At 65.3% G+C, this 14497-nt stretch carries 10 protein-coding genes and 1 tRNA gene; 5 read left to right on the top strand and 6 right to left on the bottom strand.

What is annotated here, in order from left to right; all coding sequences use genetic code 11:
• Positions 1-20: 20 nt before the first annotated feature.
• The 3 genes from V2I30_RS05060 to V2I30_RS05050 all read left to right on the top strand — a co-directional run bounded on the left by V2I30_RS05060 (position 21) and on the right by V2I30_RS05050 (position 1386).
• Positions 21-866, top strand: a complete 846-nt coding sequence (locus V2I30_RS05060; RefSeq protein WP_330660991.1) for an NAD kinase — start codon at positions 21-23, stop codon at positions 864-866.
• A 101-nt stretch (positions 867-967) separates the two neighbouring features.
• Positions 968-1042: transfer RNA gene (locus V2I30_RS05055), tRNA-Asn, on the top strand.
• Positions 1043-1230: 188 nt separating this feature from the next.
• On the top strand, positions 1231-1386 hold the full coding sequence (locus V2I30_RS05050; protein ID WP_330660990.1) for a hypothetical protein: 156 nt from the start codon (positions 1231-1233) through the stop codon (positions 1384-1386).
• A gap of 25 nt (positions 1387-1411) precedes the next feature.
• Here V2I30_RS05050 and V2I30_RS05045 read toward each other — a convergent pair whose 3' ends face one another.
• The 3 genes from V2I30_RS05045 to V2I30_RS05035 all read right to left on the bottom strand — a co-directional run bounded on the left by V2I30_RS05045 (position 1412) and on the right by V2I30_RS05035 (position 5393).
• Entirely contained in the window at positions 1412-2176 is a 765-nt protein-coding gene (locus V2I30_RS05045; RefSeq protein WP_330660989.1) for a sulfite exporter TauE/SafE family protein, read from the bottom strand.
• A 41-nt stretch (positions 2177-2217) separates the two neighbouring features.
• Positions 2218-4989 carry a preprotein translocase subunit SecA gene (gene secA / locus V2I30_RS05040; protein ID WP_330660988.1) on the bottom strand — a complete coding sequence of 924 codons (2772 nt, stop codon included), beginning with the start codon at positions 4987-4989 and terminating at the stop codon, positions 2218-2220.
• 140 nt (positions 4990-5129) lie between these two features.
• Positions 5130-5393, bottom strand: coding sequence for a hypothetical protein (locus tag V2I30_RS05035; RefSeq protein ID WP_330660987.1), 264 nt, complete (start codon positions 5391-5393; stop codon positions 5130-5132).
• Positions 5394-5515: 122 nt separating this feature from the next.
• Here V2I30_RS05035 and argJ point away from each other — a divergent pair, with 122 nt between their 5' ends.
• Complete coding sequence (argJ, locus tag V2I30_RS05030; RefSeq protein WP_330660986.1) at positions 5516-6742, top strand: bifunctional glutamate N-acetyltransferase/amino-acid acetyltransferase ArgJ; 1227 nt, start codon at positions 5516-5518, stop codon at positions 6740-6742.
• Positions 6739-7539 (top strand): inositol monophosphatase family protein, encoded by an 801-nt coding sequence (locus V2I30_RS05025; protein ID WP_330660985.1) that lies wholly within the window; start codon positions 6739-6741, stop codon positions 7537-7539. The genes argJ and V2I30_RS05025 overlap by 4 nt, the downstream gene beginning before the upstream one ends.
• 39 nt (positions 7540-7578) lie before the next feature.
• On the opposite strand, the gene trxA is transcribed toward V2I30_RS05025, so the two are convergent.
• Genes trxA through V2I30_RS05010 form a run of 3 tightly spaced genes read right to left on the bottom strand, consistent with a single transcriptional unit; the run spans position 7579 to position 14483 of the window.
• Positions 7579-7899: a thioredoxin gene (trxA, locus tag V2I30_RS05020; protein ID WP_330660984.1), complete on the bottom strand. Its 321-nt coding sequence runs from the start codon at positions 7897-7899 to the stop codon at positions 7579-7581.
• Positions 7900-7947: 48 nt separating this feature from the next.
• The gene (gene addA / locus V2I30_RS05015; protein ID WP_330660983.1) at positions 7948-11430 is read right to left on the bottom strand and encodes a double-strand break repair helicase AddA; all 3483 of its coding nucleotides are present in this window, start codon (positions 11428-11430) and stop codon (positions 7948-7950) included.
• Positions 11427-14483, bottom strand: coding sequence for a PD-(D/E)XK nuclease family protein (locus tag V2I30_RS05010; protein ID WP_330660982.1), 3057 nt, complete (start codon positions 14481-14483; stop codon positions 11427-11429). The genes addA and V2I30_RS05010 overlap by 4 nt, the downstream gene beginning before the upstream one ends.
• Positions 14484-14497: the final 14 nt, after the last annotated feature.

The following is a 14497-nucleotide window of genomic DNA, read 5'->3' as shown; positions in this document are numbered from 1 at the left end:
TGGGGGAGAGAGCGGGTAAGATGGGAACGCGCGAACCGGCTATCGAAGAGAACGTGCTGGACGAGCAGCTCTCCGGCGCTCCCGCGACGCGATACGAAAAGGTGGCGTTGATCGCTTCCGATACGCCCCGCGCGCAGGAGGCGTTCAGCCATCTTTGGGCACAGCGGGACTGGGCGTCTCTCGAAGAGGCCGATGCTGCAGTGGTGCTCGGCGGCGATGGGTTTATGCTCGCAACCCTGCACAAGATGCTCGACACCGGGCGTCTGGTGCCGGTCTATGGAATGAACCGCGGCACGGTCGGCTTCCTGATGAACCGCTATGACCTGCGCGCCAACCCGTTCAAGCGCATTCAGAAGGCGCGCGGCAAGATCATCACCCCTCTTGCCATCACCGCGACGACGCAGGACGGCGAGACGCATTCGATGTGCGCGATCAACGAATTGTCGTTGCTGCGCGAAACCCGTCAGACCGCCAAGATCGAAGTTTCGGTTGGCAGCAGGGTTCGGATCGAAGAACTTGTGGGAGACGGCGTGCTGGTCGCCACCCCCGCCGGATCGACCGCTTACAATCTGTCCGCCAACGGTCCGATTCTGCCGCTCGACAGCGGCATGCTTGCGCTGACCCCGATCAGCCCGTTCCGCCCAAGGCGCTGGCGCGGCGCCATCCTACCGGACGCAATGCGCATCAAGCTGCGCGTGCTCGAACCGGCCAAGCGCCCCGTCGCCGCGGTCGCCGACCAGAAGGAATTGCGCGACATCGCCGAAGTGACGATCGAGATCGCCGAGGAAGCCGAGCTGGAATTGCTGTTCGACCCCGGCCAGTCGCTCGCCGAACGCATCGTAGCGGAGCAATTCGCGGTTGATTGACGCAACGGTTCGACCTGGCCTCGGATACCCTCTTGCAAAGCTCCGCCCGCCCCCATATACGCGCGCTCTCGCTTCCCGAAGGATACCGCCAGGGAAGCTGCTCCCCGATAGCTCAGCGGTAGAGTAGGTGACTGTTAATCACTTGGTCGTTGGTTCGAATCCAACTCGGGGAGCCATTCTCTTCTCATCGCGAGTTACGCAGGGACGCGTCTCAACACGGGCGCGGCGCTTTGCATGCTCCGCGTCAGTCGATTAACTTCTAGCGCCTTCCCATCCCAGAAAGAGACTGTGCGCAATAGCCTATATCGTTAACGCACATCCCAAAGCCACAGACTTGGCTCGTCATCCGAAAAGGAGCTTTGCCATGTCCGCTTATTCCTTCCGCAGTTCCGGTTCCGACAAGTGGGTAAGCCCGCGCCAGTCCTGCGATCCCTGGGCGCGGCGTTATCACTATGGCAAGATCCAGCCGATGGAAGAGGCGCGACCCGGCCTGCTTTCGCGGTTGCTGCGCAGCAATTGACGGTGCCGACGCGCCTGGCAAACCGCTAGGCGCCGAGCAGCAGTCGGATGCCGACCGCGCCGACTAACAGCGCCGTCAGCCACCTGATCCATGTCAGCGGCAGCACTCGCAATGCCAAAAGGCTGCCGACCTGTCCGCCGATGACGACCGCGAGCAGCAGCGGCAGCGCACCCGACATCGCCCCTGCAAAGGTTGAAAGACCGCTTTTCGCGATCTGACCGGCGAGACCGAACAGCGAATTGACGAGGATGAAAAGGCTGGCCGTCGCGGCAATGGCGCGAGCGCTGCGCCAGCGTGTGAGATGAAGCAATGGGGCGAGAAAGATGCCCCCGCCGATACCGACCAGTCCCGAGAGAAAGCCGATCGGAAGCGCGGCAAAGGGTACCGCGCGCGCCCAACCGATCAGCCAGCCCCTGCCCTCGCGATCAATCTGCGCGACCGGGATTAGCATGGTCAGCGCGGTCAGCACGAGGCTCGCCCCGAGCAGCGCCAAAAAAGTCTCGCGTTCAACCGGGACCAGCCCGCCAAGAAACGCGGCAGGCGCCGCCAGTGCCGTCATCGCCAGCGCACCACGCCACGGCGTAACCTTCGCGCGCGCGAACCGCACGCTCGCTCCGGCGACCACCACGATGTTGCATGCGAGACTGACCATCGGCAGCAGCCGGTAGTCGAGACCCGACAGGGCAAGCAGCGCCGAATAGGTCGAGCCGCCGCCGAAACCGACGCTGGCGTACAGCAGCGCGGTCAGCAGAAAGGCGAGCGCGAGCACGACCGGAACCGCGCCGATCATCGCCTGCCGCCCCTCGCTCTAAGCTCTGGTCCGCCCGGTCCTTACGTCTGTGCCGGTACCGCTGGAATGCCGACCGCGCCGTGGCAATGCTTGTACTTGTTGCCGGAACCGCATGGGCACGGCGCATTGCGCGGCACGTTCATATGCGCATAGGGGTTCTCGGTGATCGCCCCGCCCGGCCCGGCGGCCGCCCACGGGCTGCCGGCGAGCGAGCCGAACAATTCGGGCCGCTTTTCCGATCCATCATCGTCACCTGAATTGTCGAGCCCGGTCAGCGGATCGATGTGGCCGGTGAGGAAATCGGGCAGATCGGGCAGCGCTTGTATTTCCGGCTGCGCAATGCGTAGTTCGGACTTGAACAGCAGCTTGGTCACCTCCTCGCGCAGGGTCTCGAGCATCGTCTCGAACAGGCCGAACGCTTCCTGCTTGTATTCGTTGATCGGCTGTTTCTGAGCAATGCCCCGCATCCAGATCACCTGACGCAGCGCGTCGAGCGTTGCGAGGTGCTCCTTCCAGTGAAAGTCGAGCTGACGCAGCAGAATGTCCTTCTCGACCATGCGCCAGATCGCCGCGTCGTTCTTGGCAATCTTTTCTTCCATGATCGTGTCGGTCTGCTCGCGCAGCCGCTCTTCGATGATCTCCTGCTCGACTTCGTCTTCCTCGAGCCAGTCGTCGATCGGCGGAGTGACGCCGAAGATCTCTTCCAGCTTGGTCTTGAGCCCCTCGACATCCCATTGTTCGGGGTAGGTGCCACGTGGACAGGCGCCATAGACGACTGCGCTGAGCGTATCGTGTCGCATGTCGTCCACGACATCGTCGACAGTTTCGGAGTCCATGATTTCGGCGCGCTGCTCGTAAATGACCTTGCGCTGGTCGTTCATCACGTCGTCGTACTGAACCACCTGTTTGCGCGTGTCGTAATTGCGCGCCTCGACCTTTTTCTGCGCGGTCTCGATGGCCTTGGACAACCATTTCGAGCCGATCGCCTCGCCGTCTTCGAGGTTCGAGTTCATCATCTTGGCGAACAGGGTGTCGGGGCCGAAAATGCGCAAGAGATCGTCTTCGAGACAGAGATAGAAGCGCGAGAGGCCGGGATCGCCCTGACGGCCAGAACGGCCGCGAAGCTGGTTGTCGATCCGGCGGCTTTCATGTCGCTCGGTGCCGAGTACGAACAAGCCGCCCGCTTCGAGCACTTTCTGCTTCTCAGCGGCGACCTCTTCCTTGATACGCGCGATGGCGGCATCCTTTTCGGCGCCGTCTTCCATGTCGGCCAGTTCGTCGCCGATCCGGAATTCGACATTGCCGCCGAGCTGGATGTCGGTTCCGCGCCCCGCCATGTTCGTGGCAATCGTGACCGCACCGATCCGGCCCGCCTGCGCGACGATATGCGCCTCGCGCTCGTGCTGGCGGGCGTTGAGGACCTCGTGCGTGACGCCTTCCTTATCGAGAAACTGGGAGAGAAGCTCGGATTTCTCGATGGAGACGGTGCCCACCAAGATCGGCTGACCGCTTTCGTTCTTCTCGCGGATCGCTTTTGCGATCGCCTGGAACTTGTCCATCGTGTTCTTGTAGAACTCGTCTTCCTCGTCGATCCGCGCGACCGGCAGGTTGGTCGGGATTTCGACGACGTTGACCTTGTAGATGTCCCAGAATTCCGCGGCCTCGGTGGCGGCCGTCCCGGTCATGCCGGAAAGCTTGGGATACATCCGGAAATAGTTCTGGAAAGTGATCGAGGCCATGGTCTGGTTTTCCGGCTCGATCTTGACGCCTTCCTTTGCCTCGACCGCCTGGTGCAGACCGTTCGACCAGCGCCGGCCATCCATCATGCGCCCGGTGAACTCGTCGATGATGACGACCTTGTCGTCCTTGACGATGTAGTGGTCGTCGCGGCGGAACATGTGCACCGCCTTCAGCGCCTGGTCGAGGTGGTGAACGACCTGCGTGTTCTCGACATCGTAGAGATTGTCGGTTTCGAGCAGCCCCTTCTCGATCAGCAGCGCCTCGACCTGATCGAGACCGTCCTCGTTCAGCTGGATGGATTTGCTCTTCTCGTCCTTGTCGTACCACTCCTCTGGGATCTCTTTCGCCACCTCGTCGAGCTTGGCGTAAAGATCGGACTTGTCCTCGGTCGGCCCGGAGATGATCAGCGGCGTGCGCGCCTCGTCGATCAGGATCGAATCCACTTCATCGACGATCGCATAGTTGAACGGTCGCTGCACCATTGAGCGGCGTTCGTGCTTCATGTTGTCGCGCAGATAGTCGAAGCCGAACTCGTTGTTCGTGCCGTAGGTGATGTCGGCGTTGTAGGCGTCGCGCTTGTCGGCCTCCATCATGTTGGGAACGATCACGCCGACCGTCAGCCCGAGCCAGCGATACAGCTGCCCCATCCATTCAGCGTCGCGGGTCGCGAGGTAATCGTTGACGGTGACGACGTGGACGCCCTTGCCCTCGATCGCGTTGAGATAGGTGGCGAGCGTCGCGACCAACGTCTTGCCCTCACCCGTGCGCATCTCCGCAATCTCGCCGCGGTGAAGCACGATGCCGCCGATCAGCTGGACGTCGAAATGACGCATCCCGAGCACGCGCATCGAGGCTTCGCGCACGGTCGCAAAGGCTTCGGGCAGGATGTCGTCCAAAGTCTTGCCCTCGTCGAGCAGCTCGCGGAACTTGTCGGTCTGCGCCTGCAGCGCTTCGTCGGACAGCTCCTTGATCATCGGTTCGAGCGCGTTGACGCGCTCGACGATCTTGCTCATCGACTTGACGTAGCGATCGTTGGACGAGCCGAAGACGGACTTGAAAAGGGTTTCGAACATAGTCGGATAAGCCTTTGAATTGTTTGTCCGAAAACTCGCGCTGACTGTCTGCGAGTGGTCCGGAGCTATCAGATTGTATCGAGGGTTCGCGCCGGCATGGCCGGCGCGTTATATTGGCAGGTGCGATGAAAGGCGCGGCGCTATTCGAGCGCGCGATCACTTTCGAACAGCGCGGGCAGGCCCAGCGTCTCGAGCAAGCGCCGCGACACAGCAGGGCGTTCGCGCTTGGCGCAGCGCCGCGAAGCCTTTTGCTCCTGCGACTGACAGCTGCATTGCTTGCTCGCTTGCGTATCGTTGGATCGCGCAAAAGCGCGCGCGTCGAACACGAAGGAGTCGAGCGAAGACGCCTGGGCCGGCGCCTGAAGCGCGGCAATTCCGCCGAGAAGGGCAAGAAAGGCGATCAAATGACGGTGCATTTGGCGAGCAATATAATGCAATCACCTCAATTCGTCCACCGCCGGCGGCCGGGAAGCCATGCAAGGATCGCCGTTTACAAGGGGCCCCCGCTGTTCGTAAGGCCGCGCGCATGGATCTGAAGCCCTCTCCCCTCGCCCGGCCCTTCCCCGACATGCCTGCAATCGACGGGGTGACGTTGCACACCGCGCGGGCGCGTTACAAGGACTGGGACCGGGCCGATCTGACCTATGTCGAACTTGCCGAGAGGACAGCGGTCGCAGGCGTGTTCACGCAGTCGCTCTGCGCCTCGAGCGAGGTCGAACTTGGCCGCGAACAAGTCAAAGCCGGCCGCGCGCGGGCGCTGGTGGTCAATGCCGGCAACGCCAACGCCTTTACCGGCCACCGCGGGCGTGATGCGGTCGAGGCGATCCGGCAGCAGGCGGCGGCGCATCTCGGCTGCGACTTTCAGAAGGTTTTCGTTTCTTCGACCGGAGTGATCGGGGTGCCGTTACCCCAAAACAAGGCGCGTGAGGGGTTGAAGGCCGCCTTCACCGCCGAAGAGGCCAGCTGGGAGGATGCGGCACGCGCAATCGGCACGACTGACACTTTCGCCAAGGGCGCGCGGGCTTCCGCGATGGTCGGCGACACACGCGTCGAGCTTGCCGGAATCGTCAAGGGCAGCGGCATGATCGCGCCCGACATGGCGACCATGCTCGGATACATCTTCACCGACGCCGACATCGCGCCGGGGGTGCTCCAGGAATTGCTCGAAGCCGCCACCGCGCGCAGCTTCAATTGCATCACGGTCGATGGCGACACTTCGACCAGCGACACCGTGCTCGCCTTCGCGACCGGCAAGGCTGGCAATATTCGCATCGAAAGTCGCGAAGACCCCGGCGCCGATGCCTTTGCCGCTGCTCTGGACGACATTTGCCGCGAGCTTGCACAGCTGGTCGTACGCGATGGCGAAGGCGCGTCCAAATTCATCACGATCCGGGTGAGCGGGGCGGCAAGCGACGACAGCGCGCGAACCATCGGGCTCGTGATTGCCAATTCGCCGCTGGTCAAGACCGCAATCGCCGGAGAGGACGCCAATTGGGGCCGCGTGGTCATGGCGGTAGGCAAGGCAGGCGAACCGGCCGACCGCGACCGGCTCGGCATCGCCTTCGGCGGCATCTGGACGGCGCGCGACGGTCTTCCGGTCGAGAATTACGACGAGGCTCCGGTGGCCGAGCATCTGAAGGGCGAGGAGATCGACCTCGCCGTCGAAATCGGCGTCGGCGATGGCCGCGCGACGGTGTGGACCTGCGACCTCACCCAGGGCTACATCAGCATCAACGCGGATTATCGTTCGTGAGCTTGACTGCGCTGGATGCCGAACTGCGCGACCTGCTGCGTTTTGCTGCGCAACGCTCGGTTCTGCCCCGCTTCCGCGCCCTTTCCGGCGATCAGATCGAGATGAAGGGCAAGGACGATCCGGTCACGGTGGTCGACCGCGAGGTCGAGGCGTTTCTCTCCGAGGCTTTGACCAAGCTCGTGGGCGACGTTGCGGTGGTAGGCGAGGAGGCGGTGGCGGCTGACGAGGGGGTGCTGGAGCGTTTGTCCGATCCTTGCTGGATCATAGACCCGCTCGACGGAACCGCCAATTTCGCGGAAGGCAAGGAGCCGTTCGGGATCATCGTCGCGCTCGCCGATGCGGGGCGCGCGATCGCCGGCTGGCTTTACGACCCACAGGCCGACCGGCTGTGCCACGCGAGAAAGGGCGAAGGCGCCTTTATCGATGGAGAGCGGATCAGCGCGCGTTCAACCGGGCAGGACCCGAACGTTGCCGCCATCGCGCGCGGGTTCATGACCGAGCAGCAACGCGCCCGAGTGGATGCTGCGATCGGCCCGCATTACGAGCTGGTCGACATTCCGCGCTGCGCCGCCGAACAATATCCCCGCCTCGCGCTGGGCGAAAACGACGTCTCGACTTTCGAGCGTACGCTACCCTGGGACCACGCGGCAGGCGCGCTCTGGCTCAACGAGGCGGGCGGCAAGGTCGCGCGGCACGACGGCAGCGATTACCGCGTGGACGAAATGGGCCGCATTGGCCTTATCGGCGCGTCCAGCCCGGCAATCTGGGAAACATTCGCGCGAAGATTGAACGGCTAAAGCCCCAGTCTGCGCCTACCCTAGAGCTGGGAAAACCGCTCAGATTTCGCTCTCGAGCCAGTCCTTGAGCTGGCTCTTGGGTGCCGCGCCGACCTTGCGCGCGACCGGCTGGCCGTCCTTGAACAGCACCATCAACGGGATCGACTGCACGCCCATCTCGCCCGGCACCTGCGTCGATTCCATGATGTCCATCTTTGCGATCGTCACCTGCTCGCCGAGCTCTTCACTGATTTCCTCGAGCGCGGGAGCGATCATCTTGCACGGGCCGCACCATTCCGCCCAGAAATCGACCAGCACCGGCTTGTCGCTCTTGAGGACATCGCTTTCGAAACTTGCATCGGTGACGTTGATGGTGGCCATAGTAAACTCCTATTTGCGTGTGGCCCCCTATCTAGGGGGACTTGCATCTCACTCAATATCGAGCGGGGCATAGTTATCCTGCTCGTCACCCAACGATTGTTTGTGAAGTGCGATCCGGTCTGGCGCGATTTCGAACATTGCGGGGGCATGTGTGTAAAGCACGAAAGCGCGAAGACGGCGACCGGGATAAATCGCGCCAACCGCGGCAACATAGGCCGCCATCTGTCTCACCACCGGCAGCGGAACCTCGTCGGCCTGCGTGGGCGGGCGCCGGGTAGTCTTGAAGTCCACGACCGTCACCTCGCCTTGCGTCACCAACAATCGGTCTGCGACACCCGCGATTACCATGCCGCCGAGCGTCGCTGCGAGCGGCACTTCGGCAAGCGCGGAGCCATCGAATATGTCGGCAAATCGCGGGTCCGAAACGACGGCGAGCGCGCTTTCAAGCATCTCCTTGCGCTCGGCCTCGGCCATGTCGCCCGCTTGCCGCGTCAACCAGGCGCGCGCCGTGTCCTCGCGCCCCTCGGGTGGCAGGTCTGGGAGGCGTTCGAGCAGGCGATGGAGCAGCACGCCGCGCTGCGCCGCACTTGCATTGCCGCCGCCAGCGCTCGGGGGATCGGCACTCGCTTCCTCGCCCGCCCCGCTCGGCGCCAGCGGGCGCGGCGGGCGCGGTTCGGGGCCGATCGGCCTCGAAGCCCAGTCAGGCAACAGCGCCGGTTCCGCGTCCTCCGACGCGCTCTCCACCTCGCCGATCGGATCGGCGCGCACGCCCCATTCGCGGCGCTCATGCCAGATATCGTCCTGCTGCGGCGGGCTGTCGAACAAGGGCGCGAGGCGCGCATACCAGCTGTCCTCGTGCGGCTCGCCCTTGCTGCGCGGACCCAGCGAACCGCCGATGAACAGCGCCTCCTCCGCGCGCGTCATCGCCACATAGAGCAGCCGCCAGTGCTCCTCCATCGCTGCGCGCGCCGCACGTTCTTCCGCCGCCGCCACCCGGCCCACACGCTGCGCCTTCGCCAATGACGGCAGTGGCACGGCGCGCGTGGTCTTCCCGCCCTCGCCCAGTGGATCGTCGTCGAGATCGAGCGCGCCCGTCTGACCCGGCTCCCCGGTCGCATCGGCGAGGATCACGATCGGCGCCTGCAAGCCTTTCGCCCCGTGCACGGTCATCACGCGGACCTGCCCGCCCGCCGCGTCGGCATCGCGTTTCAGTTCCCCGGTTCCGGCATCGAACCATTCGGTAAAGCCCGCAAGGCTCGGGGGATGGGCGCGTTCATAGGCGAAAGCGGCGTTGACCAGTTCGTCGATCGGATCGTTGGCTTCTTGGCCCAAGCGCCGGGTCAACGCGCGACGTCCCTGCCACGGCCCCGTCAGCAGCCAGGCGAGAAGCGCCTGCGGGGTCTCGAAATCGGCGCGGGCGAGAAGGTCTTTCAGCCGCGACACTGCATTCGCGACGAAGTCGTCGCTCTCCGCCCGCTCGCGCAGATGCTCCCATAACCGCCTGCCGGGAGGCCGCGGGACATGCGCTAGCAGATCGTCCTGCGTCCATCCGCCCAATGGCGAGGCGAGCACGTTGGCCAGCGAGAGGTCATCCAGCGGCTGCGCGGCGAAGCGCAGCGCCGCCATCAGATCCTTGACAGCCAGCGGCGCGCCCAGCCGCAGCCGATCGACCCCGGCCACGGGCACGCCCTGGCCGTGCAGCTTGGCGACGATCTGCGCAGCAAGGTCCTTGCGCTTCCTCACCAGCACCATGATGTCGCCGGCCTGCGCGTGCCGTCGCTCGCCTTTTTCAAGGACGAACGGTTCCTCGCCGCTGACCCAGCGGCGAACCTGACGCGCGATCCGTTCCGCAAGCTGGGTGTCGTGCGCGGGCAGCCAGTCGCGCTCTTCCTCGTTCTCGTCAAGATCGCTCTCGCCGGTGACCGGCTCCCACAGCGCCACCAATCCGGCGCGGTCCTCGCCGACATGCTCACCCGGCGCGCTGGTCAGCCCGAAAGCGTCGTGCCCGATAGCCGCTATCGCCTCGTTGACGAAGTGGAGCACGGGCAGGGCGGTGCGAAATGAGCGGCCGAGATCGAGCGCGCTCCAGCGCGGCAACCGACGATCCTCGCGCAATTCGTGCGCGTGCGTGCGCGCTTCCTCGATCCGGCGCCGCACGGTCTCGCGGGCCCGCTCGAAATTTTCGGGACTGGTGCCCTGGAAACCGAAGATCGCCTGTTTGTAATCGCCGACGGTGAAGATCGTGCGCAGCGTATCGCCCCGCGCGCCCTCGCCGCTGAAGAAATCGTCGATCAGCGCGAGCACGATGTCCCATTGCGCCGCATTGGTGTCCTGCGCCTCGTCGATCAGAATATGGTCGAAGCTGCGATCGAGTTTGTAGCGGATCCAGTCCGCGGCATCCGAACGCTTGAGCAGCAGCGCCGCGCGTGCGATCAGGTCATCGAAATCGAGAAAGCCCTCGCGGCGTTTCGCCTCCTCCCAGCGCAGGGCGAAAGCGCGGCCCATGGTGAGCGCATCGGTCAGAAACGTAGCGAGGGAAAGCAGGGCGCGGCGTTCCTCCACCATCGCGGCCGCCTGGGCGATGTCGGCCTGCCAGCTTGTGAGCCGCGGCTCAGCGCGGGCGGGCTTGGTCATGGTGCGCGGCTCGCCGTCCTTCTTGAGCACGGTGTCGTAGAATCCGGGCATGGCGTCCACGCGCTCGGTATGTGGCAGGCCCAGCCAGCGTTCGATGAAGGCGGCCGTCTTCACCCCAGCCTGCGTCGGCCAATCGCGCATCAAGGGCAGCATTGCGCGCAGCTGATCGTCGGGGAAGGTATCGCGGTGCAAACCCTCGATCGCCCAATCCGCATCCGCGCTCGCCGGCATGTCGAGCAGCGCCCGCACCCGCATATCCATCGGCGGCTGCCAGCTGCCCGGCCCCTCCCACATATGCGCCGCGCCGGCACAGCGCAGCAGCCAGGCGCGAAGAGCCTCGGGGCTCTTCGCCTTGCTGAAGGCGGCGACCTTGTCGGCAAAGTCGCTCGCGTCTTCGCCGAGCATGTCCTCCAGCACATCGCGCGCGAGAAGATCGCGTTCGCGGTCTTCCATCGGACGGGTGCCGGGAACGAGTTCGGCCTCTTCGGGAAAATTCGCGAGCAACCATTGCGCGAAGGCGTGGATCGTATCGATCCTCAGCCCGCCGCCAGGGCAGTCGAGCACGCTGGCGAACAGCGACCGTGCATGATCCTGCGTCGCCGGGTCGATATCGGCGCCGAGAGCTCCAAGCTCGCGCGCCAGCCGTTCCGGATCGAGCCGCACCCAGCGGGCAAGCACGGCATTGATCCGGTTCGCCATTTCCGCCGCGCCCGCCTTGGTGAAGGTGAGACAAAGGATTTGCGAGGGTGCGACGCCGGGGGTCAACAGCAGGCGCAGGACGCGCGCCGAAAGCACCTGCGTCTTGCCAGTGCCGGCCGACGCGGTCATCCAGACATTGTCGCGGGGATTTGCCGCGGCGAGCTGATTGCCTTCGAGCGGGAAAACCGCGCCGCTCATTCGGATGCTCCGCCTGAAGAACGATCACCCTCGCCCAGCCGCACGATCCATTCCTCGAGCCGCATCAGCTGGTCGTAATCGGAATAGGCAGGATAATCGGGGTTCTCCTTCGCGGTAAAGGGCGCCGAGCCGGTCAGATATTTGCCGATCGCCTCTTCCAGCCAGGCTTTGTGCCGGGGGAGGAACTCCTCGGGCGTCAGACCTTTTTGCCGCGCGGTGCGCTTGACCGGTTCGATCACATAGCCGAACTCGTCATCCGCCTTGCCGCGAGCGAGCGACCAATATTCGTACGCTCCAACCTCGCCGCGCAGCTTCCCGTCCTCGAACCCACCGTCGCGTGCAATCAGGCCCAGGACTCCCATCTGCAGCGCATAACCCGCCTCGACCTGCGCGGCGCTGGGCGGGGTGCCGGTCTTGTAATCGACGATGGCGAGACTGCCATCCGCCAGCCGGTCGATCCGGTCGGCCCGTCCGCTCACTTCGATTGCCTCCACCCGCATCGAACCGCGGCTTTCGATGGCTGTCGGCGTGCGGCCTTCGCGCGTCTGCTCGGCGAGCTTTGCTTCGAAAGTCTCGAAAGCGGCCAGAATGCGAGGTTGCCACAGCCCCTTGAACAGCGGGTGCACCTGCGCCTTGGCAAAAGCTTCTCGCGCAAATGGCACGAGCGCGACCGTCGGATCGCTCTCCCGCGCGCCGTGCCACTTTTCCAGCACATCGTGCACCAATGTGCCGCGCAGGGCCGGATCGCTGAAGGGATCGGCGGCGAGCGGATCGAGACGGCGCAGCTTCAAGATTTCGCTCGCGTAGAATTGGTAAGGGTCGCCCAGCAGACGGTCGAGCGCGGTGGCGCTGATCCGGACGTCTCGGCGCTGGTTAGGCGATGGAGCCGGCATGGGCCGCGGATAGTCGGGCGCCGGGGGCGGCGCGCGGTCGAGCGCGGCGAGCATGGCGGGCATGCGAGCCTCGCGATATTCGCCTGCGAGTTCGCCCAACAGCGCCTCGACCCGCAGCACGAAACGCGAGGCGAGCGTCGGACCTTCGGCGTCGCGCAGCGCCCGGCTCAGCACCACTTCGGGGGCGCCCATCGCGCCGGCGAGGTCGTGCGCGGCAAGGCCAATGCGAAACTCCGCCCCCGGCACGCCCAGCGCGCGTAGCACGGGCGGCGCGAGCAGCGCGTCGGCGCTGGGCGCTTGCGGCCAGCTGCCTTCGTTAAGGCCGCAGCAAATGACCAGATCGGCCCGCGCGAGGCGCGATTCGAGCAGGCCGAAGATTGCGACACGCGGGTGGCCGCCATAGGGCGGGCGGACCGCGACCTCGTCCATCGCATCGCGCAGGATCGCGGCGAAGTCGGCGCCCCTCACCTCGGTCTCGACAGCACCGGCGTGGAGACGCAGGTCCTCGATCAGAGTGGCGAGCGCCCGGCCATCCTCGCGCGCGAAGGCATCCTCTCCGGCCAGCGCTTCGGCGGCCGCTGCGAGCCTATCGACAAGCTCCGCGAGCCGCGCCGATCCAGTGCTGTCCAGAAGCGGCCCCAATATCGCCTCGACCTGCTGCCACCATTCGCTCACTCCGACCATGCGCGCGATCTGACGCAGCGGTTCGAGACCGGGTGCGGGCGTGAGCGCGCGAAGCGCCCGATCGAAAGCGCGCAGGTTTTGAAGCCAGGCGCGCCGTAACTCCGGCTCGCCGCGCGAGACCAGCGGATGACCCAGCAGCGCGACCAGCGTTGCCGGCGCGAGGCCATGGGCGATGATTTCCGCCAGCAGACCCGCCAGCCGTCCCGCGGGCGTCAGCGACAGCGCGCGGCCCGCACTGTCATCGGCCGCGATGTTCCAGCGTTGCAGATGCTGCGCGATGCGCGCCGCAAGCGAGCGATCGGCCGTGACGACGGCGACGCGCTTTTCCGGCTGCTCCAATGCTTCGCGGACCAGCAGCGCGGCGCTTTGCGCCTCTTCCTCGGGCGTCGCCGATACCATCAAGCGCACGCCCTTCAGCCGCCGCTTCTCCGCGGGCAGATCGACCCAGGACTTGCTTGCCTGCGGCGGCAGAAAGAGCGAGGTGATCGCATGGCTGCGCGCGGGCGGTGCGGCGGCGATACCCTTGCGGTGCCAGGAACGCACCTCTTCGCGCTTCAGTCCCATACGAGAGAGCAACAGCTTGAGGTGATATTGCGGATGGGTGAGCGCATCGCCCTTCGCGAACACCTCTCCCCCCGGCTCGGGCGCAGCGCCGGCACGGCCGAGCTCTTCCCACGCCTCGCCCGATAGCGACAGATCGAGATCAGGCAGCACCACCGCACCGCCAGGCAAATCGGCAATAGCCCGCAGCATCCGGGCGAGCGCGGGCGAGGCGCTGGTAACGCCGGCGGCCAGGATCGGCGTTGCGGGCGGATCGGACCGCCATTTGCGCGCCGCGCGGTCGAACAACAGGTTGCGCCGTGTTGCCGCATCGACTTCACCGCGGTGCTCGAGCAGCGACCGCCAGCGCGCCTGAACCCGCGCGAAGGTCCGCAGCGAGCGTTGCCAGTGCCCCGAAAGACTGCCGAGCAGATCGAGCACCGCCTCGCCAGTCAGGTCGTCGGGTGTCTTGTCCTCTACCAGCAGGCGATCGATGGTCCGTGCAATTTCCCGCGCCAGCCGAAGCCGCGCCGCGCCCGGCAGCGGATCATCCCCCTCCGCCGCCCGCTCCTCCGCAACAAGTCGCGCCAGTTCGAGCCAGCGCCGCATCGGTTCGACCGCCGGGGGAATGTCGCTGGCGCCGAGCGGATCGAACAGCACGCCTAACGCTTCGTCCAGATCGAGATCGCCGATCGCCACCATGCGCGGCATCAGCAGGCCATGCGGCGCCTCAGCATCTTCGCGTTCCTGCCCGCTATGGCGGATGAATGCTTCGCGCAGCGTACGGGCGGCGCGGCTGCTGGGGACAAGCAGCGTCAGCCGCGCAAGGCCGAATTCCGCATCGGCATATCGCGGCACGATGCCAGCCACCAAAGCGTCGGCGAAACCGCGATGGGCCGCAATCGAATAGACTTGCGGATCGGCGCGCCCGCTCATGTGTTGCGCCTATC

The sequence above is a fragment of the Erythrobacter sp. genome (genome assembly GCF_036351135.1).
Taxonomy (GTDB): Bacteria; Pseudomonadota; Alphaproteobacteria; order Sphingomonadales; family Sphingomonadaceae; genus Erythrobacter.
The sequence above is the reverse complement of the archived record's forward strand: the minus strand, read 5'-3'. Positions and strand labels throughout refer to the sequence as shown.

Coding starts and splice junctions, on each gene's coding strand:
- addA (WP_330660983.1), bottom strand. CDS start 11,430: ATGAGCGGCGCGGTTTTCCCGCTCGAAGGCAATCAGCTCGCCGCGGCA.
- V2I30_RS05010 (WP_330660982.1), bottom strand. CDS start 14,483: ATGAGCGGGCGCGCCGATCCGCAAGTCTATTCGATTGCGGCCCATCGC.
- trxA (WP_330660984.1), bottom strand. CDS start 7,899: ATGGCCACCATCAACGTCACCGATGCAAGTTTCGAAAGCGATGTCCTC.
- secA (WP_330660988.1), bottom strand. CDS start 4,989: ATGTTCGAAACCCTTTTCAAGTCCGTCTTCGGCTCGTCCAACGATCGC.
- V2I30_RS05045 (WP_330660989.1), bottom strand. CDS start 2,176: ATGATCGGCGCGGTTCCGGTCGTGCTCGCGCTCGCCTTTCTGCTGACC.
- V2I30_RS05050 (WP_330660990.1), top strand. CDS start 1,231: ATGTCCGCTTATTCCTTCCGCAGTTCCGGTTCCGACAAGTGGGTAAGC.
- V2I30_RS05060 (WP_330660991.1), top strand. CDS start 21: ATGGGAACGCGCGAACCGGCTATCGAAGAGAACGTGCTGGACGAGCAG.
- argJ (WP_330660986.1), top strand. CDS start 5,516: ATGGATCTGAAGCCCTCTCCCCTCGCCCGGCCCTTCCCCGACATGCCT.